Below are 26,987 nucleotides of genomic sequence, written 5' to 3' on the forward strand. Positions count from 1 at the left end.
ATGGCCTGGGACCAGCAGTGGGTCGCGGCCGACGTCGTGCTCTACGGCGACGACGCCTGGGCCCACCACGACCTGGCCGTGACCGCCGACCAGCGGCTGGTCGGCTTCCGTTCCGGCGGCGACCGCTTCTGGATCCTCGACCGCGACGGGCGGCTGGTGGGGGAGTGGGCGAGCGACCTCGGCGAGGGCCACGGGCTGACGATCGCCGGCCCGCCCGAGGCCGAGGAGCTGTGGGTCGCCGACCCCGGCATCACCTTCGCCCGCGACGCGGCCGGCGTCCACGACGCGGTGCTCTCCGAGACACACGGCCGGGTCGTCGCCTTCGCGCTCGACGGACGCCCGATCGCCGCCCTGCCGACCCCGGCCGCGCCGGTCTACGACGAGCAGCTCTACCGCCCGACGACGGTGGTGGTCGACGACGACGGCGACGGCTCGCTCTGGGTCGCCGACGGCTACGGCGCCGAGCTGGTCCACCGGCTCTCGCGCGGCGGCGAGCTGCGGCTGACGCTCGACGGCCGCGAGGGCGCCGGCCGCTTCGACTGCCCGCACGGGCTGCTGATCGACCGCCGCCGACCGGACGCGCCGCGGCTGCTGGTGACCGACCGCGGCAACGACCGGATCGTGGCCTACGACCTCGACGGCCGCTTCCTGCGGTCGATCGAGGAGGGCCTGCGGGCGCCCAGCGGCCTGGCCCTGCGCGGCGACCAGCTGGTGGTGGCGGAGCTGAACGCGCGGCTGACGATCCTCGACGGTGACGACCGCGTGGTCGAGCGGATCGGCGACGACGCGGCGGCGACCGCGCGGCCCGGGTGGCCGAACGCGCTCGACGGCGACGGCCGCAGCGTCCGCCCCGAGCTGCGGCCGGGGGCCTTCAACAGTCCCCACGGGCTGGCGGTCGACGGCGACGGCCGGATCCACGTCGCCGAGTGGGTGCTCGGCGGGCGCCTGGTCCGGCTCGGCTGAGGCCGCCGTGACCGCGGGCGAGCCGATCGAGCTGCCGAGCGCGCGCAGCGACCCGCTGGAGCCGCCGGCGGCGCTGGCCGCGCTGCGCGAGCGGTCGCCGGTCTGCCGCCTGCGGTTCGCCGACGGCCAGGTCGGCTGGCTGGTGACCGGCTACGCGCTCGGCCGGGCGCTGCTGGTCGACGCCCGCTTCCGGGTCGCCGACGGGGTGCTGCCGCTCGGCGACCACGCGGTGCTGGCCGAGATCGAGCGGATCGAGCAGGCGATGCCGGAGAGCGCCGGGGTCCTGATCGGGCTCGACCCGCCCCAGCACACCCGCGTCCGCCGCGCCGCCGCCCGCCACTTCACCGTCCGCGCCGTCCGCGAGCGGGCCGCCGCGATCGAGCGGATCGTGGCCGAGCGGCTGGACGCGATGGTCGCCGCGGGGCCGCCGGCCGACCTCTTCACGGCCTTCGCGCTGCCGCTGGCCTCGGGCTCGATCTGCGCGATGCTCGGCGTCCCCGACGGCGACCGCGAGCGGTTCGAGCGGCCGAGCGCGGTGCTGGTCGACCCGCGCGCCGACGCCGCGGCCAAGCGGCGGGCGCTGGCCGCGTTCTCCGCCTACTGCCGCCAGGTCACGGCGGCCAAGCGCGCGCAACCGGGCGACGATCTGCTGAGCGCGATCGTCGCCGCGGGCGAGCTGGACGAGGCCGAGATCGCCGGCCTCGCCCGCCAGCTGTTCGAGGCCGGCCACGAGACCACCGCCTCGATGCTGGCCGTCGGGGTCTTCGCCCTGCTCCGCGAGCGCTCGCGGTGGCAGGCGCTGCGGGCCGATCCGACGCTGGTCGACGGCGCCGTCGACGAGCTGCTGCGCTACCTCTCGATCGTGCAGCTGGGCAGCTTCTCGCGGACGGCGAGCGAGGACGTCGCGCTCGGCGCGGTGACAGTGCGGGCGGGGGAGAAGGTGGTCGTCTCGCTGCCGGCGGCGAACCGCGACCCGGAGCGGTTCCCCGATCCCGACCTGCTCGACCTGGGCCGTGACGCCGCCGGCCACCTGGCCTTCGGCCACGGCCGCCACGTCTGCATCGGCCAGCACCTGGCGCGACTGGAGCTGCGGATCGGCCTCCGTCGGCTGCTCGAACGGCTGCCGGGGCTGGCCCTCGACGTGCCCGCCGAGCAGGTTCGCTTCCACGGCGGCGAGCACCTGCTGCTGGGCGTCGCGGCGCTGCCGGTGCGGTGGTGAGGGTCGGCGGTCAGCGGCGGTAGCCGCGGGGGGAGACGCCGTGGACCCGGCGGAAGGCGCGGCTGAAGTGGTACGGGTCGTCGTAGCCGACGGCGCGGGCGATCTCCGCCACGGTGCGGTCGCTCTCGACCAGCGCCCGGGCGGCCTGGGCCATCCGGCGCTGCTCCAGGTAGCGGCGCGGGCTGCTGCCGGTCGCGCGGGCGAAGGCGGCCCGGAACGCGCCCTCGCTCATGTGCGCCAGCGCCGCCAGCTGCGAGACCCGCGGCCGCGGTCCGAGCCCGCCGCCGTCGGGGCCGCCGAGCCGCCGCAGGACCTCGAGCACCCGCGGGTCGGCGTCGCGGCCGGGGCCGGTCGTCGGCGGTCCCGGTGGCCGCTCGTCGGCCAGCGTCCGCAGCGCCAGGCCGAGGATCTCGGTCGCCCGCAGGGCGCCGGCCAGCGTGCGGACGGCGCGCCGGTCCCACAGCTCGACCAGGTCGCCGAGCAGCGCCCGCCAGCGCTCGGGCTCGGCGACGGCGGTCACCAGCCGCAGCTCGACCGGCGGCTCGCGCTCGTCGCTCCGCAGCCGGAAGCCGGGCATCGCGGCCAGCGGTCGCCGCCGCTCGCTCCGGCCGAGCATCCGGATGTTGGCCGGCAGCGCTAGCTGCGGCCGCGCGTGGAGGTCGAAGTGGACGGCGATCGTCGTCCCGACCTCGCTGCCCCAGGCGTGGACGAAGCCGGGTGGGATCAGGGCGACCGTGCCGGGAAGCAGGTCGACGCTGCCGCCGTCGGGCTGCGACCAGATCCAGCTGCGCCCGTCGAGCTGCAGTACCAGCTCGAAGTCGAGCAGCCGCCGGACCGGCGCCCGCGTCACCCGCTGGGCCTCGTCGAGGGTCAGCGCGTGGGCGAACCGCAGCCACGGCGCGAGCGGCCGGGCCGGCACCGCGACCGGCCGCACGACGCCGGTCGGCAGCGCCGGAACGTCCAGGTCTTGAAACGGTTCATCCATTCCCTCGCGGGCATGATCGACCGTAGCTTGGGAACCGTCAACCGAACGAGGAGCAGCGCCGATGGGGAACCAGCCGCCGACCACCGCCGCCGCCGCGTCGCCCGTGCGGATGCCGACCGGCCGCGCGAGCGTCTTCGACCCGCCGCCGGCGCTGGCCGCGCTGGCCGCCGACGGGGCTCCGCGGCGGCTGCACTACGCCGACGGCGAGGTCGGCTGGCTGGTGACCGCCCACGAGCAGGCGCGGCGGCTGGTCGGCGACCGCGGGCTGGCGGTGGTGATGGTCCAGCCGCTCGGCGACCCGGCCGCCCACGCGACCTTCGACGAGGCGATCGGCGGGCTCGACGACGGCTTCGTCAGCCTCAAGCAGCCGCCCGACCACACCCGCCTGCGGCGCGCCGTCGCCGCCCGCTTCACGCCCGGCCGGGTGGCCGAGCGGCGGGCCCGGATCGCGGCGATCGTCGACGAGCTGCTGACCGAGGTCGAGCGGGCCGGCCCGCCGGTCGACCTCCGCTCGGCTTTCGCGCTGGCCGTCCCCTCGCGGGTGATCTGCGAGCTGCTCGGGGTGCCGGCCCGCGACGAGCAGCGGTTCCTGCACCCGACCGAGGTGATGCTCGACGCGGCCGCGACGCCGGAGCGGATGGCCGACGCCTTCCGGGCCTTCGGCGACTACGTGCGCGAGGTCGTCGCCCGCAAGCACGCCGAGCCCGGCGACGACCTGCTGACCGACCTGGCCCGCAGCGGCGAGCTCGACGACGACGAGCTGGCCGGGATGGCGATGGAGCTGTTCATCACCGGCCACGAGACGACCGCCAACGCGATCGCGCTCGGGACGCTGGCGCTGCTGCGCGACGGCGACGCCTGGGCGGCGCTGGCCGCCGACCCGACCCTGATCGAGGGCTGGAGCGAGGAGCTGCTGCGCTACCTGTCGATCGTCGAGCAGAGCTTCACCCGCGTCGCGACCGCCGACGTCGCGCTCGACGGGCTGACGATCCGCGCCGGCGAGCGGGTGACGGTCTCGCTGCTGACCGCGAACCGCGACGGCGCCCGCTTCCCCGATCCCGATCGGCTGCGGCTGGACCGCGACGCCCACGGTCACCTGGCCTTCGGGCACGGGATCCACAAGTGCCTCGGCCAGCACCTGGCGCGGGTCGAGCTGCAGGCCGCGCTGGCCGGGCTGGCCGCCCGCTTCCCGACCCTGCGGCTGGCGGCGCCGGTCGAGCGGCTGCCGCTGGAGAGCGCCGAGGTCGGCGTCTACCGGGCGCTGGCGCTGCCGGTCAGCTGGTAGCCAACTCCAACTGGTGGCGGCCGGGCCCGAGCCGCCGCCGCTCGCCGCCCCATTCGGCGTCGACCGGGACCGGGCTCTCGATCGTCAGCCGTCCGCGCTCGCCGTCGGCCCGCACCCGCAGCCGGCCGTGGGGCGTCGGCGCGCTGCCCTCGGCCCAAGCCAGGTCGCCGAGCGCCGGGGCGACGCGGGCGCGGGCGAAGCCCGGCTCGGCCGGCTGGATCCCGAGCGTGTGGACGATCAGGTCGCGGGTCGGGGTCGCGCTCCAGCCGTGGCAGTGCGACCCGCCGACCCAGGTCTCCGGCCAGGTCCGCTCCCCGGCCCGCACGAAGCGGCCCCAGTCGCGGCAGGCGTCGGCGACCAGGTCGGCGCGGCCGGCCTCGGCCAGCGCGTCGTGGACGACGTAGCGGAAGAACGGCTGGGCCTCGAGGATCCGCTGCCGCTGGTCCCACTCCGGCTCGGGGTTGCCGTGGGTGACCAGGTCGACCCCGGCCGCCAGGTCGCCGCTCCCCAGCCGCTCGAAGGCGGGGGCGGAGTGGGCCAGCGGGCCGCGGTCGGCCAGCGTCTCGGCCAGCCCGGCCAGCCGCTCGGCGGGCACGATCCCGGCGCAGATCGCCGCCGCGTTGCCGTGGCGGCTGGCGGCCGGGCCGACGCGGCCGGCCAGCCGCTGGTCGCGGTAGAGCGCCCGCTCCGGATCCCAGAAGAGCTCGAAGCCGGCCGCGACGCCCTCGTGCAGGCCGCGCGCCCATGCCGTCCGGTGGCCGTCGCCCAACCACTCGGCGATCTCGGCGAGGTCGCGCAGGCCGCGCGCCCAGAGCCCGTTCAGCGCCGCGCTGGTGCCGGCCACCGGGACCGCGCTCCAGTCGATCAGCACCCAGCCGGGGACGTCGTCGAGCAGCCCGTCGGGGCCGCGGTAGGGCAGGAACCAGCGCAGCACCCGCTCGCAGCTGGGCAGCAGCGAGGCGACCAGCTCGCGGTCGCCGGTGTAGCGCATCAGGTTGCGGACGGCGCGGATCCAGTGCAGGGCCCAGTCGGGGATGTAGCTGCCCTCCAGCGGTCCGCCGCCGAGGTTCGAGCAGACCGCCATCGGCAGCATCCCGTCGGCCCGTGGCGCGTCGGCCAGCTGCGGGTGCCAGCGGGCCAGCGACCAGTCGTCGGCGGTCGCCAGGTGGACCGACTGGTGGACGACGAAGTCGCCGGTCCAGGCGCGGGCCTCGCGGGTCGGGCAGTCGATGTAGGCGTCCTGGGCGCAGAGGTCGACCGTCCGCAGCCCGATCGCGAAGACGTCGTTCAGCAGCTCGTCGCTGCAGCGGAACGGCGGCGACGCGGGCCGGGCCGGGGGGAAGAGCCGTTCGCGGACCGCCACCCGCAGCCGCACCGGGCCGGGGGCGCGGACCGCCGCGGCGGCGTAGCGGCCGCCGACCGGGTCGAACGACTCGTGGCGGTCGTCGGCGCCGCGGGCGATGTAGCGGAGGCCGGCGTGGGTCAGCTCGGCGACGAGCAGGCCGTGGTCGTCGACCTGCTCGCCGAGCGCCAGGTCGACCTGGGTGCCGGCCGGCCCCTCGACGTCGAGCCGGACGTGGCCGGCGACGGTCCGCCCGAAGTCGAAGGCGACCAGGTGGAGGCCGGCGGGGACCGCCACCGGCCGGTCGGCGGCGACGGCGATCGGCCGCGCGGCGACCGCCGAGCGCTGGTCGGCCAGCACCTGGGCGACCGGGTCGTCCTCGGCGGCGGGGGCGGCGGCGCCGTCGGTCGCGAAGACCGCGGTCGCCAGCGGTCCCCGGACGCCGCCGGTGAGCTGGGGGATCGGCCGCGGCGGCAGCGGCCCGAAGGGGTCGCTGGGCGGTTCGAGGACGCCGCGGTAGCCGTCGTTGCGGGGGTCGATCGGCTCGGCCGGCGACCAGTCGCCGTCGTCGAAGTCGACCGCGGTCCAGCCGGCCGGCAGCCGCCGCGCGTCGACGATCTCGCGCGGGAATCCGGAGCCGTCCGCGAACGTCCGCGGGCCCGGGGTCCAGGCGTCGCCGGCCCGGGCTCGCCAGCGCTCGTCGCTGGCGACCACCGTGCCGTCGGCCAGCCGCAGCTCGACGGCGACCGCCGCCCCGCCGAGGCCGAGGGTGACCGGCGTCGGCAGCCACCAGGCGGTCGCGGTCCCGTAGTAGCGGGCCAGCACCGCGATCACGTTGCGGCCGGGCCGCAGCCGGTCGGCGACCGGGGCCTGCTCGCTGCGGGTGCTGCGCGCGTCGGAGCGGACCGGGCCGCGGGCGACCTCGTGGCCGTTGATCCAGACGATCAGCCGCGAGTTGGCGACCGCCCGCAGCCGCGCCTCGGCGGGCACCTCGTCGAGCGTGAAGCTCCGCCGCAGGAGCAGGAAGCGGTCGTGGACGGCCGGGTCGGCCGTGCCGACCAGGAGCCCGGGCCGGTGGCCGCTGTCGCCCAGCCACAGCCACTTCGCGTCCCACCGGTGCGGCAGTTCCACGCGGCCGACCCTAGCACGATCTTGAAACGTTTCATACAGTGCCGTCCATGAGCCAGGACGGGAACGGCGGCGGACGCTTCGGCGTCCAGGTCGAGCGCGACGTGGCGGTGCCGATGCGCGACGGCACGGTCCTGCGGGCCGACGTCTGGCGACCGGCCGGCGACGGTCGCCACCCGACCCTGCTGCAGCGGCTGCCCTACGACAAGGCGAGCTCGTTCGTCACCGTCCACCTCTGCGGGCTCGAGCCGCTGCGGGCGGTCGAGGCCGGCTTCGCGGTCGTGGTCCAGGACGTGCGCGGCTGCTTCGCCTCCGACGGCGACTTCGTGCCGTTCGTGCACGAGGCCCGGGACGGCGCCGACACGATCGCGTGGATCGCCGCGCAGCCGTTCAGCGACGGCCGGGTCGCCATGTACGGCGCCTCGTACGTCGGCGCGACCCAGATGCTGGCCGCCACCCAGGCGCCGCCGGCGCTGCGGGCGATCGCGCCCAACGTCACCGGCGCCGAGTACTACGAGGGCTGGGCCTACCGCGGCGGGGTGCCGCAGCTGGGCTTCACCGCCTGGTGGGCGCTCGGCTTCGCCGCCGACGCGCTGGCCCGGCGGCGCGCGGCCGGGGCCGACGTCGGCGAGCAGGAGGCCGAGCTCGCGCGGCTGCTGGCCGACCCGACCGCGCTCTACGAGCGGCTGCCGCTCGACGACCAGCCGCTGCTGCGCGAGCTGGCGCCGGCCTTCCTCGACTGGCTGGCCCACCCCGAGCACGACGACTACTGGCGCGCGACCGCGGTCAGCGAGCGCTACGGGGCGATCGCGGTGCCGGCGCTGCACGTCGGCGGCTGGTCGGACATCTTCGTCGACGGCACGCTCCGCAACTACGTCGGGCTGCGCGACGGGGCGGCGACCGAGGAGGCGCGCGCCGGCCAGCGGCTGCTCGTCGGCCCCTGGTCGCACGGCAACGGCCACGAGGCGGTCGGCAACCTGGACTTCGGGCCCGAGGCGAGCCAGCTGGCGATCGACATGACCGCGATCCAGCTCGACTTCTTCGCCCGCGTGCTCGCCGGCCGGCCGTTCGAGACCCCGCCGGTGCGGATCTTCGTGATGGGCGCCAACCGCTGGCGCGACGAGGACCAGTGGCCGATCGCCCGCGCCCGCCCGCTGCGGCTGCACCTGTCGAGCGACGGCCACGCCAACGGCGCCGACGGCGACGGCGTCCTGGCCCCCGCGCCGCCGGCGGCCGACGCGCCGCCCGACGTCTTCCTCTACGACCCGCGCGACCCGGTGCCGACGGTCGGCGGCGCGACGCTGCTGCCGGACGCCTTCGTCGGCCGCCGCGCCGGCCCCCGCGACCAGCGCGAGGTCGAGCGCCGCGGCGACGTCCTCGTCTACACCGGCGAACCACTCGCCCACGACCTCGAGGTGACCGGCACGGTGCGGGTGACGCTGACCGTCGCCAGCTCGGCGCCGGACAGCGACTGGACCGCGACGCTGGTCGACGTGCACCCCGACGGCCGCGCGATCGGCGTCAGCGACGGGATCGTGCGGACGCGCTACCGCCACTCGCGCGAGCGGGCCGACCCGGTCGCGGCCGGCACGGCGGTCGCGCTGACGATCGAGCTGGGCGCGACCAGCATGCTGTTCCGGGCCGGCCACCGCCTGCGGCTGCAGGTCTCCAGCTCGAACTTCCCGCGCTTCGCCCGCCACCCGAACGGCGACGACCCGCTCGCGGCCGAGCTGCGGCCGGCGCTCCAGACCGTCTTCCACGACGGCGCGCGCCCGTCCTACGTCGAGCTGCCGGTGGTGCCGGCCCGCTGATCGGCTCAGGCGCGGCTGAGCGGCGCGTCGATCGCGGCGACGGTCGACGCGCGGACCACCAGCTCGGGCTCGAAGACCACCCGCTCGTGCCGGTGCTGCTGGTCGTCGGCCTCGTTCAGCAGCTGCTCGGCGGCGCGCCGGCCCAGCTCGTAGGCCGGCTGGCGGACCGAGGTCAGCGGGACGAAGGCCATCGTGGCGAAGGCGACGTCGTCGTAGCCGACGATCGCGAAGTCCTCGGGCACCCGGTGGCCGGCGGCGATCAGCGCGTGCTCGACGCCGAGCGCCAGCAGGTCGTTGGCGCAGAAGATCCCGGTCGGCTTCTCGTCGGCGGCGAGGATCTCGCGCGCGGCCTGCTCGCCGGCCTCGATCGTCATCTGCTCGACCTCGACGTCGGCCGCGTCCAGCAGCTCTGCGCCGGCGGCCTCGGCCGCGGCCACGAAGCCCTTGCGGCGGTCGGCGCACTGGCTCCAGTCGTGGGGGCCGTTGACCAGCGCCAGCCGCCGGTGGCCGAGCTCGCAGAGGTGCTCGCCGGCCAGCCGGCCGCCGGCGACGTCGTCGACCGAGACGCTGCACTGGTCCTTGGTGGCGGCGCGGCGGTCGAGCATCACCACCGGCATCCCGCTCTTGCGCATCCGGCCGTAGACCCGCGAGTTGCCCTTGCCGACGCGGGTGGCGAGGATCCCGGCCACCCGCTGCTCCTCCAGCAGCCGCAGCTGGCGGCGCTCGTGCTCGGGGTCGCCGGCGAAGCTGCAGACGACCACCACGTAGCCGGCCTCGCCCGCGACCGCCTCGACGCCGCGGTAGACCTCGGTGAAGAAGGGGTTCTCGATGTCGAGGACGATCAGCCCGATCGCCGGGTTGCGGGCGCCGGTCATCTGGCGGGCCGCGGCGCTCGGCACGTAGTCCAGCTCGTCGATCGCCTGGCGGATCGTCGCGAGCGTCTTCTCGGCCACGATCTCGGGTCGGTTGAGCGCGTTCGACACGGTGCCGACGGAGACGCCCGCGCGCTCGGCGACGTCGAGGATGGTCCAGCGCCTCATCTGGGCGGAGAAGATGCCCGCTGGCCATGCGGCCGCCCCGTGGTGGAACGGTTCAGCCGGCCCTATGAAGCGTTTCAAATTCTTGTTAGGCTGGCCCCGCGACGGGGGCGCCTCCTCGGCGCCGATCGACCGAAAGGACAGGACCGTTGGCCAGGACCAGCGCTGAGGTGGAGCGGGAGCTCGCCAAGCTCGAGATCGAGACGCCGTCGTGGGGCTACGGCGACTCGGGGACCCGCTTCGCGACCTTCCCGCAGCCGGGGCGTCCACGCGACCCGTTCGAGCGGATCGACGACGCCGCCGAGGTCCACCGCGTGACCGGCGCCGCCCCCGCGGTGGCGCTGCACTTCCCGTGGGACCGGGTCGACGACGCCGCCGCGCTGGGGCGCCACGCCGCTGCCCGCGGGCTGCGGATCGGCGCCGTCAACCCGAACCTCTTCCAGGATCCGGAGTACAAGCTCGGCTCGATCGCCAACCCCGATCCGGCGGTCCGCGAGCGGGCGGTCGCGCACCTGCTGGAGTGCGTCCAGATCGCGACCGAGGTCGGCTCGACCGCCCAGTCGCTGTGGCTGGCCGACGGCACCAACTACGCCGGCCAGGACGACCTGCGGGAGCGGCGGGCGCGGATCCTCGACAGCCTCGGCCGGGTCTACGCCGAGCTGCCGCCCGAGCAGCAGCTGCTGCTGGAGTACAAGCCGTTCGAGCCGGCCTTCTACGCGACCGACGTCGCCGACTGGGGCTCGGCGCTGCTGTTCTGCCAGCGGCTGGGGGAGCGGGCCGCGGTGCTGGTCGACATCGGCCACCACCTGCACGGCGCGAACATCGAGCAGATCGTCGCGATCCTCGCGGCCGAGGGGCGCCTGGGGGGCTTCCACTTCAACGGCCGCAAGTACGCCGACGACGACCTGGTGGTCGGCTCGGTCAACCCGTTCGAGCTGTTCGCGGTCTTCGTCGAGCTGGGCACCGACCTGCCGCGGCTGACGATCGACCAGGCCCACAACGTCGAGGCCAAGGTCGAGGCGATGACGCTCTCGGTCGTCAACGTCCAGGAGGCCTACGCGAAGGCGCTGCTGGTCGACCGCGAGGCGCTGGCCGCGGCCCAGGCCGAGGGCGACGTGCTCGGCGCCCACGGGGTGCTGCTGGACGCCTTTCGCAGCGACGTCCGCGAGCTCTGCGGGCGGGTCCGGACGGCCGCCGGCGGGGTCGCCGATCCGGTCGCCGCCCTCCGCGAGTCCGGCTACGCCGAGCGGATCGCCCGCGAGCGCGGGGGCGTGGCCTCGGCCGCGGCGGGCGGCAACGCCTGAGCGCACGACCGTCGCGCGCGCCGCCGCCCACTTCGGTGGCGCGCGCGGCGAAGACTTGGTATAAGAATGAGACCAAATATGCTGGATCCTCAGTCACCAACGTCTTCGCCGTCGACCACGACGGCCGCCGGCCGGCTCACCGTCGAGCAGCTGCGGTCGCTGGTCGCCGACGGCCGGGTCGACACGGTCCTGCTGGCGCTCGTCGACATGCAGGGCCGGCTCCAGGGCAAGCAGCTCGACGCCCGCCACTTCGTCGACGACGTGCTCGACCACGGCGCCGGCGCCTGCAGCTACCTGCTCAGCGTCGAGGTCGAGATGGCGCCCCAGGACGGGCTCTCGACCAGCAGCTGGGAGACCGGCCACGGCGACTTCACGCTGGTTCCCGACCCCGGCTCGCTGCGGCTGGCCGCCTGGCGGCCGCGGACGGCGATCTGCCTGGCCGACGCGGTCTGGCCCGGCGGCGAGCCGGTCCCGCCCTCGCCGCGCCAGATCCTCCGCCGGCAGCTGGAGCGGCTGGCCGAGCGCGGCTGGACGGCGAGCGCGGCAACCGAGCTGGAGTTCATCGTCCACCGCGAGAGCTACGGCGAGGCGCGCCGCCGCCACTACCACGACCTGACGCCGGTCAGCGACTACAACGTCGACTACTCGCTGCTGGGCCTGCGGGCCGGCGCGCCGCTGCTCGACCGCCTGACCGCCGAGATGCCGCGCTCGGGCTTGGTGCTGGAGTCGGCCAAGGGCGAGGCGAACCTGGGCCAGTACGAGATCAACTTCCGCCACGCCGACCCGCTCGACGCCGCCGACGGCCACTCGCTCTTCAAGCACGCGGTCAAGGAGATCGCCACCCAGGAGGGCGTCTCGGCCACCTTCATGGCGAAGTGGGACGAGCGCGAGGGCAACTCCTGCCACCTGCACCTCTCGCTGGCCGACGGCGAAGGGCCGCTCTTCGCCCGCGACCCGCGGGTCTTCGAGGGCTTCCTCGCCGGCCAGCTGGCCTGCGCCCGCGAGCTGACGCTGCTGCTCGCCCCCAACGTCAACTCGTACAAGCGGTTCGCGGGCCACTCCTTCGCCCCGACCGCGATCGCCTGGGGCCGCGACAACCGCACCTGCGCGCTGCGGGTGGTCGGCGCCGGCGGCTCGCTGCGGCTGGAGCACCGGGCCCCGGGCGGCGACGTCAACCCCTACCTGGCCCTCGCCGCGATGATCGCCGCCGGCCTCCACGGGGTCGACGAGGGGCTGCGGCCGGAGCCGGAGACGACCGGCAACGCCTACGCCTCGGGCGGCCCGCGACTGCCCGCGACGCTGGCCGACGCGGTCGCCGCGTTCCGCGCCAGCGCCGTCGCCGAGCGGGCCTTCGGGGCGGCGATCGTCGACCACTACGCGCGCGCCGCCGAGATCGAGCTGGAGGCCTACGGGGCCGCCGTCACCGACTGGGAGAAGGTCCGGGGCTATGAGCGACTCTGAGCAGCCGCGGCGGCGGCCGCTGATCGGCATCTGCGCCGCCTCCGAGCGGGTCGCCTGGAGCTTCTGGCACCAGCAGGCCGCGGTCGTCGCCGGCAGCTACCTGGACGCCGTCCGCCGGGCCGGCGGCCAGCCGCTGGTGCTGGTGCCGGAGCCGGTCGACCAGGGCCAGGTCGAGCCCCACGGCGCCTGGCTCGACGGGCTGCTGCTGATCGGCGGCGCCGACATCCATCCCGCGGGCTACGGCCAGTCGGTGGCGCGCGAGACCGAGGCCACCTACCCGCTGCGCGACGGCTTCGAGATCGCGCTCGTGCGGGCGGCGTTCGCCTGGGACCTGCCGGTGCTCGGCATCTGCCGCGGCCTCCAGATCCTCAACGTCGCCACCGGCGGCACGCTCCACCAGCACCTGGCCGACGCCGGCTTCGGCGAGCACCGCCCGCTGCCCGGCAGCCTGGGGGAGGCGACCCACCACGAGGTCGAGATCGAGCCGGGGACGGCGCTGGCCGCCCGCGGGGCGCGGCGGCTGACCGTCAACTCGCACCACCACCAGGGCGTCGACCGGGTCGGCGAGGGCGGCGTGGTCGCGGCGCGCTCGCGGCCGGACGGGCTGGTCGAGGCGATCGAGTGGCCGGCCCAGCGCCACGCGCTCGGCGTCCAGTGGCACCCCGAGGCGCTGGAGCTGGACACCACGATCGGCGACCTGGTGGCGGCCGCCGCCGACCGCGCCGCGGCCGTCCGCCCGCTGGAGGCGGTCCGGTGACCGTCAGCGTCGTCGAGCCGGCGACCGAGCAGGTCCTGACCACGCTCGAGCGCACGAGCGCCGCCGAGCTGGACCAGGTGGTCGCGGACGCCCAGCGCGCCCAGCGGGCGTGGTGGGCGCTGGCCCCGAGCGAGCGCGGGGCCGTGCTGGCCGCGATCGCCACCGGGATCGAGGCCGAGGCCGAGGCGCTGGCGCGGCTGGAGGCCCGCAACGTCGGGATGCCGATCGGCGACGCGCGCGGGGCCGTCGCCGGCGCCGCGGCGACCTTCCGCTTCTACGCCGCCGCGCCGGAGCGGCTTGGCGGCCGCACGATCCCGGTCGCCGGCGGGGTCGACATGACCTTCCGCGAGCCGCTCGGCGTGGTCGGGGTGATCACGCCCTGGAACTTCCCGCTGACGATCGCCAGCTGGAAGATCGCGCCGGCGCTGGCCGCCGGCAACGCGGTCGTCCACAAGCCGGCCGAGCTGACGCCGCTGACGGCGATCGAGCTGCAGCGGATCGCGACCGCGGCCGGCCTGCCCGAGGGGCTGCTGAGCGTCGTCGTCGGCCGCGGCTCGGAGCTGGGCCGGGCGCTCGTCGACCACCCGCAGGTGCACAAGATCACGCTCACCGGCTCGACCGCGGTCGGGATCGAGATCGGCGAGCGGGCCGCGCGTCAGATCAAGCGCGTGAGCCTGGAGCTGGGCGGCAAGTCGCCGTCGATCGTCTTCGCCGACGCCGACCTCGACGCCGCCGCCAACGGGCTCGCCGGCGGCTGCTTCGGCAACGCCGGCCAGGACTGCTGCGCCCGCTCGCGGGTCTTCGTCGAGCGGACGGTGCTGCCCGAGTTCCTGGAGCGGCTGGAGGCGATGGTCGTGGGCCTGCGGGTCGGCGACCCGCTCGACGAGGCGACCCAGATGGGGCCGCTGGTCTCCGCCCGCCAGCGCGCGAGCGTGGCCGAGATCGCCGCCGGCGCGCCGGTCGCCTTCCAGGGCCGGGTGCCCGACGGGCCCGGCTACTGGTTCCCGCCGACCGTCCTCCACCCGCTGGCCGACGGCGACCGCGCCGCCCGCGAGGAGATCTTCGGGCCGGTCGTCGGGGTGCTGCCGTTCGAGCGCGAGGACGAGGTGATCGCCCGCGCCAACGACACCGAGTACGGGCTCTCCGGCTCGATCTGGACCGCCGACGGCGCCCGTGCCCTGCGCGTCGCCCGTGGCGTCCAGGCCGGCGCGCTGGCGGTCAACTCCTACACCTCGGTGCGGCTCGGCTCGCCGTTCGGCGGCTTCAAGCAGTCGGGGATCGGGCGCGAGCTCGGCGCCGACGCGCCCGAGGCCTACACCGAGCTCAAGAACGTCTTCTACGCGACGGAGGCCTGAGTGACGCCGCAGACCATGGCGCCGTTCGCCAACCACCTGCCGGTCCGGATCCGGTTCGGCGAGGGCGTCGCCCACGAGCTGCCCGCGATCGTCGCCGAGGCCGGCGCCGACTGCGCGCTGGTCGTGATCGACGACGGGCTGGAGCGGGTCAACCCCGCCGTCGGCGCGGTCCTCGACGCGCTGACCGCCGCCGGGATCGTGGTCGTCCGCAGCCCCAAGGGCGCCGGCGAGCCGCGCGGGAGCGACGTCGACCGGGCCGCGGCCGCGCTCCGCGAGAGCGGCGCCGGGATCGTGGTGGCGATCGGCGGCGGCTCGGTGATCGACACCGCCAAGGCCGCCCGGCTCTGCGCCCAGCAGGGCCTGGCCTTCTCCGACTTCCTGGCCTCCGCGCGCGTCTTCCCGCCGGCCGAGCTGCCGCTGGTGGCGCTGCCGACGACCGCCGGGACGGGCTCCGAGGTCTCCGGCGGGGCGGTGGTCTTCGACGACCGCACGGGCACCAAGGCCGGGATCGCGAACCCGAACCTGCGGCCCGAGCACGCGCTGGTCGACCCGGTCCTGACCCACTCGACGCCGCCGGCGACGACCGCCTTCAGCGGGATCGACGCGATCGCCCAGGCGATCGCCGGGATGGTCGCGCGAACCCGGACGCCGATCGGCGACGCGATCGCGCTCGAGGCGATCCGGCTCGGCGGCCGCTCGCTGGTGGCCGCCTACCGCGACGGCTCCGACGCGGTCGCCCGCTCGGAGATGGCCTGCGCCAGTCTGCTGGCGGGGCTGACCATGAACATCTCCGACTGCGCCGCCGAGCACTCGCTGGCGCAGGCGATCGGCACCCGCACCGGCGCCCCGCACGGGCTGACCGTCGGGCTGGTGCTGGTCGAGACGCTGGAGCGCGAGCGCCAGGTGGTGCCCGAGCAGCTGGAGCGGGTGGCCGACGCGCTCGGCGCCCCGGACGACGGCAGCGCCGACGGCGGCCGCGCCGTCCGCGCCGTCCGCGAGCTGCTGCGCGAGCTGGACTTCCCCGTCCTCGGCTCGCTCGACGTCGCCGGCGACCTCGACCAGCTGACCGAGCAGGCGCTGTCGGACTTCTTCATCACCCAGTCGCCCCGCCCGTGGTCGGCGGCCGAGGTGCGAACGGCCTTCGAGCAGGCCCTGGCCCTGCCGGGGCGCTGAGGCGGACGATGTCGGAGTCGGTCGATCGGGTGCGGACGCTGGGACCGGTCTCGGTCCCCAGCGCCGCCGACGTCGTCGTCGCGCAGCTGACCCGGGCGATCGGGCTCGGGCGCTTCCTGCCCGGCGACCAGCTGCCGCCGGAGCGCGAGTTCGCGGTCCAGCTGGGGGTCTCGCGGATGACGCTGCGGGCAGCCCTGCGCGACCTCGAGGAAGCCGGGCTGCTGGAGCGCGTGCGGCGCGGCTCCGGCGGCGGGGCGCTGGTGATCACCTCCGGCACGGCCGGGGCCGGCGACGCCGAGGTCCGGGCCCGCCGCAGCGAGCTGGAGCAGCTGTTCGAGTTCCGGATCGTCTGCGAGTCGGCGACCGCGGCGCTGGCGGCGGAGCGGCGGACCGACGAGCAGCTGGCCCCGATCGAGCAGGCGATCGAAGGGCTCGGATCGGTGGCGAACGTCGGCCAGTTCCGCGCCGCCGACAACGCCTTCCACCTGGCCGTCGCCGACGCCGCCGGCAACCGCTGGCTGCGGCAGGCGGTCGAGGACGTCCGCGTCGCGCTGCTCTCGCCGCTCGACGCGGTCCGCTTCGAGCTGGTCCTTCCCAGCGCCGACGAGCATCACCGCGAGATCCTCGCGGCGATCGCCGCCGGTGACCCCGAGCGGGCCCGGACGAGCATGATCGAGCACATCCACGAGGCGAAGCAGGAGATGCTCGTGGTGCTCGCGATCGCCGACCCGCCGGCGTAACACGGGTACAGGGAACGTTCACACGTTCGTTGACTCTTCTGCTTGACGTCATTGGAACGTTTCAATAGATTCACCCCTGTCCGAGACAACGTCGTTTGACGTACTGACGGAGGAGAACCCATGTCGAAGTCGATCGCACGGGCGTTGACACGCCCGCGGCTCTTCGATGCCTCGTCCACCCACGACCCGGCGACCGACTGCGGTCCGTCGCCACTCCCGGGGGCCGCGGCCCCCGGCCGCCGCTCGCTCGTCGCCGCGGCGGGCGCGTCCGTCGCGGCCCTGCTGGCCACGTTCGCGCTGGCGGCCCCGGCCCAGGCCGCGCCGCTGTCCGCCGCTGACCAGGCGTTCGTCGACAGCACCGTCCAGCAGGCGGTGACCGCCAACGGCACCGGCGGGATCACGATCAAGATCAGCGGTCCCAAGGGCGATTACGAGAAGGCCTACGGCGATCGCTCGTCGGCGCCGAAGGTGCCGATGGCGCTCGGCGACAGCTTCCGGATCGGCAGCATCACCAAGACGTTCACCGCGACCGCGATCCTCAAGCAGGTCGAGCTCGGCAACCTGTCGCTCAACGACAAGCTCGACCAGTTCGTGACCGGGATCCCGAACGGCAACCTGATCACCGTCAAGCAGCTGCTGGCGATGCAGTCCGGCGTCTACGACTACCAGCAGGACGCGGGCCTCCGGCTGCAGGTCGGGCTGACCCCGTGGGCGGCGTTCGAGCCGGAGCAGATCCTCACGATCCTGCGCAACCCGTCGCACCAGCCGCTGTTCGCGCCGGGCGCGAAGACCGAGTACAGCGAGTCCAACTACGTGCTGCTCGGGTTCATCCTCGAGGCCGTCACCGGACAGGACGCGGAGACGGTGATCACCAACGACGTGATCACCCCGCTCGGCTTGACGAACACGAAGTTCCCGACCGCGGCGAACACCAACCCGATCTACTCGATGCCGTCGCCGTACGCGACCGGCTACGCCAAGGACTACCTGATCCCGGGCACGACCCAGGACGTGACCGCGTTCAACCCGAACCTGCTCTGGACCGCCGGGGCGATCATCTCGAACGTCGGCGACGTCGAGAAGTACGTCAAGGCACTGGGCCAGGGGCAGCTGCTGAACGCCAGCACCAACGCGCTGCGCAAGCAGTTCTGCCCGATGCCGTACGCCTACGAGGGTCCGACCCAGTGGGGCTACGGGCTGGGCCTGGCGAGCTTCGGCAGCTGGATCGGCCACCCCGGCGCGATGTCCGGCTACAACAGCGTCGCGTTCTACGAGCCGACCAGCGGCGCCGCGATCGCCGGGCTCGAGAACTACACCACGGCCGCCGCGCCCGCGCGGGTCTGGACCCAGGTGTTCACCCGGATCGCCGAGCACCTGTACCCGGGGTCGACCGCGACCCCCAGCTACCCGACCTGCTGACGGGCCGCCCGGCGGGGGCGTTGCAGGACGCCCCCGGCCGCTCGGCGACTGGAACGTCCGCAGAACCCGACCTCCCCGTGGCAGCGCCGCGGGGAGGTCGTCGCGTTTCAGCGCGAGTAGGCGGCCGGGACGCCGCCGTCGACGTTGAGGATGTTGCCGGTCGACTTGCCCGACCGCGCCTCGCTGGCGAAGTGGAGCGTCGCCTCGGCGATGTCCTCGGGCAGGATCAGCACCTGCAGCGTGTTGCGCCGCCGGTAGTGCTCCTCCAGCTCCTCGGGCGAGAGGCCGTAGCTGTCGGCCCGCTCCTGGCGCCAGGCGCCCTGCCAGATCTTCGAGCCGCGCAGGACCGCGTCCGGGTTGACCGTGTTGACCCGGATCCCGGCCGGGCCGCCCTCCTCCGCCAGGCACCGCGCCAGGTGCAGCTCGGCCGCCTTCGCCGAGCTGTAGGCGGCGGCGTTCTTGCCGGCGACCAGCGCGTTCTTCGAGGCCACGAAGACGATCGAGCCGCCGGTGCCCTGGGCCCGCAGCAGCCGGAACGCCTCGCGCGAGACGAGGAAGTAGCCGGTGCCGAGGATCCGGTGGTTGCGGTCCCACTCCGCCAGCGACGTCTCCTCGATCGGCGAGCTCGACGCGATCCCGGCGTTGGAGACCACGACGTCGACCCCGCCGTAGGCGCGGATCGCGGCCCGGAAGGCCTCGGCGACCGCCTCCTCGCTGGTGACGTCGCCGGCGACCGCGACGCCGGCCTCCGCGACCGCTTCGGCGGCGCCCTCGCCGTCGAGGTCGAAGCCGACCACCACCGCCCCGGCCCGCTGGAGCGTGGCCGTGACCGCGCGGCCGATGCCGCCGGCGGCCCCGGTCACGAACGCGACCTTGCCCTGCAGCTCGCCCGGCGGCGGGGCCAGCGCCAGCTTGTACAGCTCCAGCGGCCAGTACTCGACCGCGAAGCTCTCGCCGTCGTCGAGCGAGACGAAGCCGCCCAGCTGGTCGGCCCCGGCCATCACCTCGATCGCCCGCTGGTAGAGGTCGCGCGAGAGGCCCGCCTCCTTGGTCGTCGGGGCGATCCCGACCAGGCCGACGTGCTGGATCAGCACCACCCGCGGATCGGGGTCGGCGAGCGGCACCGGACCGTCCTGGCCGGGTCCCTTGACGCTCGGGTCGTCGGCGAAGCGGGCGTGGTAGGCGCGGTAGTCGTCGCGGTAGGCCGCGGCCCGCTCGCGGACCCGCTCGACCAGCGTCGCGGCGTCCTCGCTGACGGGGTCGAACGGCACCCACATCGGCGTCCGCTTGGTCCGCACCAGGTGGTCGGGGCAGGCCGCGCCGACGGTCACCAGCTCCGGGGTCCGGGCCGCCGAGACGAACTCGAGCGTGGCCGCCGAGTCGTCGACCACCAGCAGCTTCGCCCGCTCGCTGGAGACGGCGCCGCGGAGCGCCGGCAGCAGCTCGTCGAGCAGCCCCCGGCGGCCGGCGGCGTCGAGCGTCCCGGCGCCGGCGGCGGGGCCGCCGAGGCGCGGGCCGGCCGCGCGGGCGTTGACGAAGGCGATCGCCTCGTTGATGACCGAGATCGTCCGCCGGTAGGCCTCCTCGGCCGTCTCGCCCCAGACCACCAGCCCGTGCTTGGCCAGCACCACCAGCTCGGCCTCGGGCCGCTCCCGCAGCGCCTCGCCGATCTGCTTCGCGAGCGTGAACCCGGGCCGGATGTAGGGGATCCAGATCGCGCGCTCGCCGAACAGCTCGCCGATCAGCCGCTCGCCGTCGGCCGCGCAGGCCAGCACGTTGATCCCGTCGGGGTGGGTGTGGTGGACGTGCGGCGCCGGGATGAACGCGTGCAGCAGGGTCTCGATCGAGCCGCGCGGCATCGCCGGGTCGAGCATCGAGCGGCCGACGTAGGCCACCATCTCCTCGTCCGGCATCTCTGCCCGCTCGATCAGCGGCTCGAGGTCGTCCAGCCGCAGGCCGGTGAACGAGTCGGCGGTCATCGTCGCCAGGTCGGAGCCCGAGCCCTTGACCCACATCGTCCGCACGTCGCGGCCGGCGTGGTCGCGGGCGCTGCCCTTGGCCGACGTGTTGCCGCCGCCGAAGTTGGCCAACGAGCGGTCGGCGCCCAGCAGGTGCGACGCCAGCAGCACCTGGCCGAGCGGATCGTCCGGCACGCCGTCGGCGGGCCAGCGGTCGTCGACGGGGCGGATCAGGGGAGCGACGGTGCTCATCGATGGGGACCTTCCGGTCGGGGTCAGGGGGCGGCGGTCTCCGGCGCGGCGTCGAGCGCCCGCAGGAACCGCCCGTACTGCTCGTCGGCCCGCTCGGCCGTGATCGCCGGCTCGAACCGCAGCGGCTCGAACGACGCCGCCGAGACCGCGCGCGCGTCGGCCTGCGAGGCCAGCTCGCCGACCGCCCGCAGCTGGACCAGCAGGTTGCCGGTGGCGGTCGCCTCGACCGGGCCGGCGACGACCGGACGCCCGGTCAGGTCGGCGGTCAGCTGGCAGAGCAGCTGGTTGCGGACCCCGCCGCCGACGACGTGGATCGTCGCCAGCGAGCGGCCGAGGACCCGCTCCAGCTGCTCCAGCACCCAGCGGTAGCGGAGGGCGAGCGAGACGTAGACCATCCGCGCGATCGCGCCGGGGTCGGTCGGCGGCTGCTGGCCGCTTCGCCGGCAGGCGTCGGCCAGCCGCAGCGGCAGGTCGTCGGGGGCCAGGAAGGCCGGGTCGTCGGGGTCGATCACCGGCACGTCGGCGTCGGCGATCGCGGCCATCTCCTGGATCTGGGCGGCCGAGAGGCCCCAGGCGCGGCAGAGCTCCTGCTCCAGCCACAGCCCCATCACGTTGCGCAGGATCCGGATCGTGCCGTCGACTCCGCGCTCGTTGGTCAGGTTGGCCGCGCGGGCGTCGTCGCCGAGCGCGGGGGCGGAGGCCTCGACGCCGAGCAGCGACCAGGTGCCGCTGGAGAGGATCGCGGCGTCGGGGCCGACGATCGGCGCGGCGGCGAAGGCCGAGGCGGTGTCGTGCGAGGCGACGGCGTGGATCCGGGCGTCGCCGATCCCCAGCCGCGGTGCCAGGCGGCCGATCGTGGTCCCGGGCTCGACCAGTGGGCCGAAGAGCCGCGCCGGCAGGTCCAGGCCGTCGATCAGCTCGGGCGACCAGCGGCCGCTGCGGGCGTCGAGCAGGCCGGTGGTCGAGGCGTTCGTGGCCTCGTTGACCAGCTCGGCGCCGAGCCAGTGGGCGAGCAGGTCGGGGACCATCGCCAGCCGCGCGGCGTGCTCGAAGGCGGCGCCGCCGCGCTCGGCCTCGAGCTGGAAGACGGTGTTGATCGGCAGCGTCTGGGTGCCGCTGATCGCGTACTGGGCGGCGCGCGGGACGCGGGCGAACGAGCGCTCGACCGCGCCGGCGGTGCGCTGGTCGCGGTAGTGGTACGGCAGCCCGAGCAGCCGTCCCTGCTCGTCGACCAGCCCGTAGTCGACCGCCCAGGTGTCGACGCCGACGCCGACCAGGTCGGGGATCCGGGCCAGGCTGTCGCGGATCTTGACGAACAGGTGGAGCAGGTCCCAGTGGCGCCCGTCGGGCAGCTCGACCGGCTGGTTGGGGAACCGCGCCGCCTCGCGCAGCTCCAGCCGCTCGCCGTCGAAGCGCCCGGCCAGCACCCGGCCGGTCGAGGCGCCGAGGTCGACGGCGCCGTAGGCCGCGGCGCTCACGCGGCGCCGTCCTCGCCCGAGACCTGGCTGACGTCGGCGCCGTGGCCCTCGAGCCGCGCGACCGCCTCGTTGGCGGTTCCGCTGACCAGCACCTCGCCGATCGCGCTCAGCGGGGCGATCACGCTCAGGCCGCGGCGGTCGAGCTTCTCGGCGTCGATCAGCAGCACCGGCCGCGAGGCGCGCTCGATCATCGCCCGCTTGACCTCGGCCTCGAGCGGGTCGGCGTCGGTCAGGGCTCCGTCCGGGGCCAGGCCCTTGACCGACAGGAAGGCGTGGTCGGCCCAGTGCCGCCGGACCGCCTCGACCGCCAGCGGGCCGACAGTCGAGCGCGAGATCCGCCGCAGCTGGCCGCCGACCACGACCAGGTCGATCGTCTCGCGGCCGTCGGCGGTCAGCAGCTCGACGATCGGCAGCGCGTTGGTCATCACCGTCACGCGACGGTCGTCGGCGAGCAGCGCCCGCGCCAGGTGGAACGAGGTGGTGGAGGAGTCGAGGAACAGCGACTCGCCGTCCTCGACGGTCGCGGCGGCGGCCGCGGCGAGGGTCCGCTTGGCGGCGGTCGCGGTCGCCAGGCGGGTCGAGAAGGAGTCCTCGTGGCGGCTCGACCCGGGCAGCACGGCACCGCCGTGGGTGCGGCGGGCGACGCCCTGGCGCTCCAGCTCGGCGAGGTCGCGGCGGGCGGTCATCGGCGAGACGGCGAACCGCTGCTCGATCTCGGCCACCGAGACCGAGCGGTTGGCCCGCAGCAGGTCGGCGATCTGCGCCCGCCGCTCCTCGGCGAGGCGGGGCCGCTCGGGCCCGGGGGTCTCTTGGCTCTCCACGGTGCGCTCTCCTCCCTGATCGATCATGGTCGATCAGAAGTGATCAGAAGCTACCATACGCCGACCAGCACGACGACCAGCGTCCGTGGGCCGTGCACGCCCTCGATCCGCTGCAGCTCGATGTCGCTGGTGGCCGACGGGCCCGACACGAAGGTGATCCCCGGACCGTCGGCGGCGGCCGCCTGCGGGCCGAGGACGGCGAAGGCGTCGGCCACGTCCTCGACCACGTCGGCCGCGCGGACCACGCAGAGGTGGCGGTCGGGCACCAGCGTCAGCCTTCGCGGGCCCTGGTCGGCGGCGTGGTCGAGGACGATCGTGCCGGTGCGGGCGATCCCGGCCCGGGCGCCGGTGACGACTGCGTCGAGGGCGGTCAGCCGCTCGACGGCGAGCGCGTTGCCGGGCTCGGTGGCGAGCGTCGGCCGCCACCGCTCGGGCAGGCCGTCGGCGACCGCCACCCGGGTCGCCCCGAGCCGCTCCAGCTCGCGGTCGAGCGCCGCGGCGACCTCGTCGTCGGTCGCGCGGACGACGACCGCGCGGTAGTCGGCGACCGCCGCGGCGAAGCGGTCGGCCCGCTGCCGCTCGGCGGCGGGGTCCGGCGGTCCGGTGGTGGTGGCGGGCGCGGGCGCGGCGGGCGGCGGGTCGGTCGGTCGCGGGTCGCGGTCGCCGAGGGCGTCGCGGATCCGGGCCAGGACGGTGGCGCGGGCGTCGTCGGCGCTCACGACGGCCGCTCCCGCTGGCGCCACCAGTCGCGGAAGCTCTCGGTCGGGGCCGGCAGGTCGCGGGTCTCGGTCCAGCCCTTCAGCCCGGGGGCGCGGGCGGCCAGGCCGCGGCCGCCGCGGGTCAGGGCCAGCCCCAGCCGACCCGCCCGCTGCGCCGCCTCGTAGGCGCGGCGGCTGTCCATCACGCGGCCGATCGCGCGCATCGCGGCCCGCTCGGCGCGGGCGTGGTCGCCCTTGCCCGAGGCGTTCGTCTCCGCGGTCACGCGGCCGCGCAGGTGGACCAGGATCGTCGGGAAGTCGATCTTGACCGGGCAGACCTCGTAGCAGGCGCCGCAGAGGCTGGAGGCCCAGGGCAGGGTCGGCGTGGCGTTCAGTCCGCGTAGCTGCGGGGTCAGGATCGCGCCGATCGGGCCGGGGTAGATCGAGCCGTAGGCGGCGCCGCCGGTGCGCTCGTAGACCGGGCAGACGTTGAGGCAGGCCGAGCAGCGGATGCAGCGCAGCGCGTCGCGGCCGGCGGGGTCGGCGAGGGTCTGCGTCCGCCCGTGGTCGACGAGCACCAGGTGGAACGCGCGGGGGCCGTCGCGGTGGCCGGCGCGGCGGTCGATCCCGGTCCAGAGCGAGGTGTAGGGGTTCATCCGCTCGCCGGTCGAGGAGCGCGGCAGCAGGGTCAGGATCGTGGCCAGGTCGTCCCACCGCTCCAGCACCTTCTCGATCCCCATCACCGTGATCAGGGTCCGCGGCAGCGTCAGGCACATCCGCCCGTTGCCCTCCGACTCGACCACCGCCACGGTGCCGGTCTCCGCGACCGCCGCGTTGGCGCCGGAGATCGCCACCGGCACCCGCAGGAACTGCGCCCGCAGGTAGCGACGCGCCGCCTCGGCCAGCGCCGCCGGGTCGTCGGAGAGCTCGCCGTTGCCCGGCAGGTGCTGCCGGAAGAGATCGCGGATCTCGCGCCGGTTGCGGTGGATCGCCGGCACCAGGATGTGGCTCTGCCGATCGCCGGCCAGCTGCACGATCAGCTCGGCCAGATCGGTCTCCTGGGCCCGGATCCCGGCGTCGGCCAGCGCCGGGTTCAGCTCGATCTCGTCGGTCAGCAGCGACTTGACCTTGATCACCTCGTCGCTGCCGGTCGCCCGCACCAGGTCGACCACGATCGCCTGCGCCGCGGCCGCGTCGGGAGCCCAGTGAACCCGCCCGCCCGCGGCCTCGACCCGCTGCTCCAACTCGACCAGCAGCTCGTCGAGCCGGCCGAGCGCGCGGTCCTTGGCCTCGGCGCCGGCGTCGCGCAGGGCCTCCCACCGGTCGACCTCGGCGACGACGCGGGCGCGCTTGGCCCGGATCGTCGTGGTCGCGCGGGCGAGGTTGCTGCGGGTCTGGCTGTCGGCGAGCGCGGCGGCGGCCGCGACCGGGAAAGCCGGCGGGTGGTCGGGCCAGCGGTCGCTCACCGCAGGGCCTCCTCGCCGGCCAGGATCTCGGCGTAGTGCATCGCCCGCATCCGGGCGCGACCGCGCGAGAGCCCGCCGCCCAGGTGCATCAGGCAGGAGCTGTCGGCGGCGGTCAGGATCTCGGCCCCGGTGTCGGCGGCGTGGCGCAGCTTGTCGGTCAGCATCGCCGTCGAGACGTCGGCGTTGGTGACCGAGAAGGTGCCGCCGAACCCGCAGCAGGCGCTGGCCTCGGGCAGCTCGCGGAGGTCGATCCCGGGAACGGTCGCCAGCAGCCGGCGGGGCCGGTCGCCGATCCCCAGCAGCCGCAGCCCGTGGCAGGTCGGGTGGTAGGTGACGGCGTGGGGGAAGGCGGGCGCGCCGACGTCGGTCAGTCCGAGGTCGTCGAGCAGGAAGGTCGACAGCTCGTGGGTGCGGCCGGCGAGGGCGATCGCCTCGCGCTCGAGGCCGGCGTCGCCACTCGCCGCGGCCAGCCGCGGGTAGTGGTGGATCACCTGGGCGGCGCACGACGGCGAGGGGCAGACGACCAGCTCGGCGTCGGCGAAGGCCGCGATCGTCCGCCGCATCAGCCGCGTCGCCTCGGCGGGATGGCCGCCGTTCTGGTGCATCTGCCCGCAGCAGGTCTGCTCCATCGGCACGTCGACCCCGATCCCGCCCCGCTCCAGCAGCGCGACGGTCGCGCGACCGACGGCGGGGAAGAGGGTGTCGACCAGGCAGGTGATCAGCAGCGCGGCTCGCATCGGGGCCGCCGCAGGATACGTCCGCCTGGTCGAAAGTGTCAATTTCTGTTTGGTTCTGTTCGGTTGGGGGGTCAGCGCCGCACCAGCACCACCGGCCAGACGGTGGTGCGGCCGCCGCCGCGGACGGCGATCGTGATCCGCCCACGCGGGCGGCGCGGGACGACGAAGGCGTAGGTCCGCCGTCCGCGCCGGGTTCCGCGGACGCGGCCGGCCCGGCTGCGGAGGGTCACCCGGACACCGGTCGCCGTCGGGCCCGGCAGGGTGCAGGTGAGCCTGATCCGGCGCCGCCCCGCGGTGGCGGTACGGCAGCGCACGCGGGGCGTCGCGGCGGGGCCGCTGATCGAGACCGCGGCGCTGGTGACCGTGACCGGCGTCAGGACGGCCGGCAGGGTGACGGTCACCGCGCAGCTGAGGCCGTGGCTGGCGTCGCCCGCGGTCGCGACGTAGGTGGCGCCGGTCGCGTCCGCGATCGCGCGTCCGTCGCGCAGCCAGCGCCGGGTGACCGTCCGCGGCGGCGCGGGCCAGGTCCCGCTGTCGCAGGTCTGCTCGCGGCCGACGGCGGGCGTGCCGGAGACGGTCGGCCGTGCGCTGGGGACGCCGGCGTCGATCCGTCCCACGCGGTCGCCGCTCGACTCGACGAACCAGAGGTGGCCGTCCGGGCCGGCCGCGATCCCCCCGAGCCCGGCGTTGGTGCTGATCCCGGCGCCGAACTCGGTGATCTGGCCGCTGGGGGTGATCCGGCCGATCCGGTCGCCGTTGAGCTCGGTGAACCAGAGGTTGCCGTCCGGGCCGGCGGCGATCCGCGACGGTCCGGCGCCGGGGCTGATCCCGGCGCTGAACTCGGTCACCTGGCCGCTCGGGGTGATCCGCCCGATCCGGTTGCCGGCGTTCTCGGTGAACCAGAGGTTGCCGTCGGGGCCGGCGGCGATGTCGAGCGGCGTGGCACGGGGGCTGAGGCCGGCGCTGAACTCGCTGATCTGGCCGCCGGGGGTGATGCGGCCGATCCGGTTGCCGTCGCTCTCGGTGAACCAGAGGTTGCCGTCGGGGCCGGCCGCGATCCCGATCGGGTGCGCCCCGGCCGTGAGGCCCGCGCTGAACTCGCTGATCTGGCCGCCGGGCGTGATGCGGCCGATCCGGTCGCCGGCGTTCTCGGTGAACCAGAGGTTGCCGTCGGGACCGGCCGCGATCGCGGCGGGGTTGGCGCCCGGGGTGATCCCGGCGCCGAACTCGGAGACGTTGCCGGCGGGGGTGATCCGGCCGATCCGGTCGCCCTTGAGCTCGGTGAACCAGAGGTTGCCGTCCGGGCCGGCCGCGATCCCGAGCGGCCGGACGTCGCCGGAGAGGCCGGAGGCGAACTCGGTGACGGTGCCGGTCGGGGCGACCCGGCCGATCCGCTGGCCGTTGAACTCGGTGAACCAGAGGGCCCCGTCGGGGCCGGCCGCGATCACCGACGGCGTGGCGCCGGGGGTGATCCCGGCGCTCAGCTCGGCGACGTCGCCCGTCGCGGCGGAGGCGGGGGTCGCGACCAGCAGCGCCAGCGCGGTCAGCACCAGGGCGGGCTTGATCGGGTGGTTGCGCATCGGGAGCAGCCTGCCGGC

Annotated in this window: 21 protein-coding genes; 11 read left to right on the forward strand and 10 right to left on the reverse strand. The window is 75.4% G+C overall.

Annotated features, from left to right (window positions below; translation table 11 throughout):
• Both SH587_RS02650 and SH587_RS02655 read left to right on the forward strand, forming a co-directional pair.
• Nucleotides 1-963, forward strand: a complete 963-nt coding sequence (locus SH587_RS02650) for an NHL repeat-containing protein (protein WP_320669006.1) — start codon at nt 1-3, stop codon at nt 961-963.
• Between the two features lie 7 nt (nt 964-970).
• Nucleotides 971-2,182: a cytochrome P450 gene (locus tag SH587_RS02655; protein ID WP_320669007.1), complete on the forward strand. Its 1,212-nt coding sequence runs from the start codon at nt 971-973 to the stop codon at nt 2,180-2,182.
• A 10-nt stretch (nt 2,183-2,192) separates the two neighbouring features.
• On the opposite strand, the gene SH587_RS02660 is transcribed toward SH587_RS02655, so the two are convergent.
• Entirely contained in the window at nt 2,193-3,167 is a 975-nt protein-coding gene (locus SH587_RS02660; protein ID WP_320669008.1) for a helix-turn-helix transcriptional regulator, read from the reverse strand.
• A 61-nt stretch (nt 3,168-3,228) separates the two neighbouring features.
• Between SH587_RS02660 and SH587_RS02665 the strand changes: the two genes are divergently transcribed.
• A complete protein-coding gene (locus SH587_RS02665; protein WP_320669009.1) occupies nt 3,229-4,452 on the forward strand; it encodes a cytochrome P450 in 1,224 nt (407 codons plus the stop codon).
• Here SH587_RS02665 and SH587_RS02670 read toward each other — a convergent pair.
• Nucleotides 4,442-6,925 (reverse strand): family 78 glycoside hydrolase catalytic domain, encoded by a 2,484-nt coding sequence (locus SH587_RS02670; RefSeq protein WP_320669010.1) that lies wholly within the window; start codon nt 6,923-6,925, stop codon nt 4,442-4,444. The genes SH587_RS02665 and SH587_RS02670 overlap by 11 nt on opposite strands.
• 47 nt (nt 6,926-6,972) lie before the next feature.
• Here SH587_RS02670 and SH587_RS02675 point away from each other — a divergent pair, with 47 nt between their 5' ends.
• On the forward strand, nt 6,973-8,733 hold the full coding sequence (locus SH587_RS02675) for a CocE/NonD family hydrolase (protein ID WP_320669011.1): 1,761 nt from the start codon (nt 6,973-6,975) through the stop codon (nt 8,731-8,733).
• Between the two features lie 5 nt (nt 8,734-8,738).
• Here SH587_RS02675 and SH587_RS02680 read toward each other — a convergent pair whose 3' ends face one another.
• Nucleotides 8,739-9,773, reverse strand: coding sequence for a LacI family DNA-binding transcriptional regulator (locus SH587_RS02680; RefSeq protein WP_320669012.1), 1,035 nt, complete (start codon nt 9,771-9,773; stop codon nt 8,739-8,741).
• Nucleotides 9,774-9,940: 167 nt separating this feature from the next.
• On the opposite strand from SH587_RS02680, the gene SH587_RS02685 reads away from it, so the two are divergent.
• The 7 genes from SH587_RS02685 (at nt 9,941) to SH587_RS02715 (ending at nt 17,979) form a co-directional block, all read left to right on the forward strand.
• Nucleotides 9,941-11,074: a sugar isomerase gene (locus SH587_RS02685; RefSeq protein WP_320669013.1), complete on the forward strand. Its 1,134-nt coding sequence runs from the start codon at nt 9,941-9,943 to the stop codon at nt 11,072-11,074.
• 78 nt (nt 11,075-11,152) lie between these two features.
• Nucleotides 11,153-12,535, forward strand: coding sequence for a glutamine synthetase family protein (locus SH587_RS02690; RefSeq protein WP_320669014.1), 1,383 nt, complete (start codon nt 11,153-11,155; stop codon nt 12,533-12,535).
• Nucleotides 12,522-13,292: a gamma-glutamyl-gamma-aminobutyrate hydrolase family protein gene (locus SH587_RS02695; protein WP_320669015.1), complete on the forward strand. Its 771-nt coding sequence runs from the start codon at nt 12,522-12,524 to the stop codon at nt 13,290-13,292. The genes SH587_RS02690 and SH587_RS02695 overlap by 14 nt, the downstream gene beginning before the upstream one ends.
• Nucleotides 13,289-14,647, forward strand: coding sequence for an aldehyde dehydrogenase family protein (locus SH587_RS02700; protein WP_320669016.1), 1,359 nt, complete (start codon nt 13,289-13,291; stop codon nt 14,645-14,647). The genes SH587_RS02695 and SH587_RS02700 overlap by 4 nt, the downstream gene beginning before the upstream one ends.
• Nucleotides 14,648-15,820, forward strand: coding sequence for an iron-containing alcohol dehydrogenase family protein (locus SH587_RS02705; protein ID WP_320669017.1), 1,173 nt, complete (start codon nt 14,648-14,650; stop codon nt 15,818-15,820).
• Nucleotides 15,821-15,828: 8 nt separating this feature from the next.
• Nucleotides 15,829-16,560, forward strand: a complete 732-nt coding sequence (locus SH587_RS02710) for a FadR/GntR family transcriptional regulator (RefSeq protein WP_320669018.1) — start codon at nt 15,829-15,831, stop codon at nt 16,558-16,560.
• Nucleotides 16,561-16,680: 120 nt separating this feature from the next.
• Nucleotides 16,681-17,979, forward strand: coding sequence for a serine hydrolase domain-containing protein (locus SH587_RS02715; RefSeq protein WP_320669019.1), 1,299 nt, complete (start codon nt 16,681-16,683; stop codon nt 17,977-17,979).
• 107 nt (nt 17,980-18,086) lie between these two features.
• On the opposite strand, the gene rhaD is transcribed toward SH587_RS02715, so the two are convergent.
• The 7 genes from rhaD to SH587_RS02750 form a co-directional block, all read right to left on the reverse strand.
• Nucleotides 18,087-20,189 carry a bifunctional rhamnulose-1-phosphate aldolase/short-chain dehydrogenase gene (rhaD, locus tag SH587_RS02720; RefSeq protein ID WP_320669020.1) on the reverse strand — a complete coding sequence of 701 codons (2,103 nt, stop codon included), beginning with the start codon at nt 20,187-20,189 and terminating at the stop codon, nt 18,087-18,089.
• 23 nt (nt 20,190-20,212) lie between these two features.
• Nucleotides 20,213-21,667 (reverse strand): rhamnulokinase, encoded by a 1,455-nt coding sequence (locus SH587_RS02725; protein WP_320669021.1) that lies wholly within the window; start codon nt 21,665-21,667, stop codon nt 20,213-20,215.
• Complete coding sequence (locus tag SH587_RS02730; protein ID WP_320669022.1) at nt 21,664-22,488, reverse strand: DeoR/GlpR family DNA-binding transcription regulator; 825 nt, start codon at nt 22,486-22,488, stop codon at nt 21,664-21,666. Before SH587_RS02730 ends, SH587_RS02725 begins: the two co-directional genes overlap by 4 nt.
• 50 nt (nt 22,489-22,538) lie before the next feature.
• On the reverse strand, nt 22,539-23,207 hold the full coding sequence (locus tag SH587_RS02735; protein WP_320669023.1) for a LutC/YkgG family protein: 669 nt from the start codon (nt 23,205-23,207) through the stop codon (nt 22,539-22,541).
• Entirely contained in the window at nt 23,204-24,652 is a 1,449-nt protein-coding gene (locus SH587_RS02740; protein WP_320669024.1) for a lactate utilization protein B, read from the reverse strand. The genes SH587_RS02735 and SH587_RS02740 overlap by 4 nt, the downstream gene beginning before the upstream one ends.
• Complete coding sequence (locus SH587_RS02745; protein WP_320669025.1) at nt 24,649-25,389, reverse strand: (Fe-S)-binding protein; 741 nt, start codon at nt 25,387-25,389, stop codon at nt 24,649-24,651. The genes SH587_RS02740 and SH587_RS02745 overlap by 4 nt, the downstream gene beginning before the upstream one ends.
• Before the next feature lie 71 nt (nt 25,390-25,460).
• Nucleotides 25,461-26,969: a Vgb family protein gene (locus tag SH587_RS02750; RefSeq protein WP_320669026.1), complete on the reverse strand. Its 1,509-nt coding sequence runs from the start codon at nt 26,967-26,969 to the stop codon at nt 25,461-25,463.
• Nucleotides 26,970-26,987 lie beyond the last annotated feature (18 nt).

This window comes from Patulibacter defluvii (assembly GCF_034096925.1).
Classification (GTDB): domain Bacteria; phylum Actinomycetota; class Thermoleophilia; order Solirubrobacterales; family Solirubrobacteraceae; genus Patulibacter; species Patulibacter defluvii.